The following is an 826-nucleotide window of genomic DNA, read 5'->3' on the forward strand; positions in this document are numbered from 1 at the left end:
GGACCCACCCACGGACCCGACGTCAACTCCGCAATCACCGAGCTATACCCACTGGCCGCCGCAGCCACCTCAGCAGCAATCTCATCCCACGCCGCCGACGCCGCCATCAACGAACCCGAACCCGGACCCGCATACATCCGACCGGAATTGATCTCCGGCGGTAACGCCCCGAAGTCAAACACCTACGAACCCCCCGGCTCGAACCATGTGTTTCCCTCGCGAGTGTTTTAGATAGCTGGCTTCAAGCGATGCGCTTGCTTGCGAAGGCTAGAGCGCCGCCCCGTCTTCTCGCTGCCCGTGACTCGACGGTCCGGGTGGGAGGCGCCCCGTTCCAGCGGGTCAGCGGACAGCGCAACGGCCGGGCCGGCGGCCGCCCGCGTTCGCCGTGTGCACGCCTACCTGCGGGAACGGGTGCCGGGCGGATCACGGCCGATAAGCGATCCCGCGCAGCCGGGGCGGATCGACGTGGGCGCTGGACAAAAAATCCGGTCGCAATAAAGGCCGCGGCGATGTCGGCCCGGACAGGGGCCGGCCGGGGGCGTGGGCAAGGCCTCCGCCGCGAGTCGGTTCTTGGGCGCAAACGCGAAACACGCTTTAGCGCAGCACTTTTCGCGCGCTAAAGCGTGTTCCTACGCTGCCGACCCGGAGGTTATCCGGCGAAGGGTGGGGTTGATCGGTGGTGCGGCTCCGGCGGCAGCCAAGGCGCTGCCCGGTCTGGGTGGGCTCGGTGGTCTGCTCGGCGGCGGTGCCGGAGCGGTGCACCCGGCCGCGGCCATCGGCGGGGCGGCCTCCATCGGTGGCAAGTTGTCGGTGCCGGTGGCCTGGA

Annotated in this window: 1 protein-coding gene; it reads right to left on the reverse strand. The window is 69.0% G+C overall.

Features of this window, described 5'->3' with window-relative positions; translation table 11 throughout:
- On the reverse strand, positions 1-182 hold a 182-nt coding region (locus A9X05_RS29180), incomplete at its 3' end, for a PPE domain-containing protein (RefSeq protein WP_156736234.1).
- Between the last annotated feature and the right edge of the window lie 644 nt (positions 183-826).

Source organism: Mycobacterium sp. E3298, assembly GCF_001666895.1.
Lineage (GTDB): Bacteria > Actinomycetota > Actinomycetes > Mycobacteriales > Mycobacteriaceae > Mycobacterium.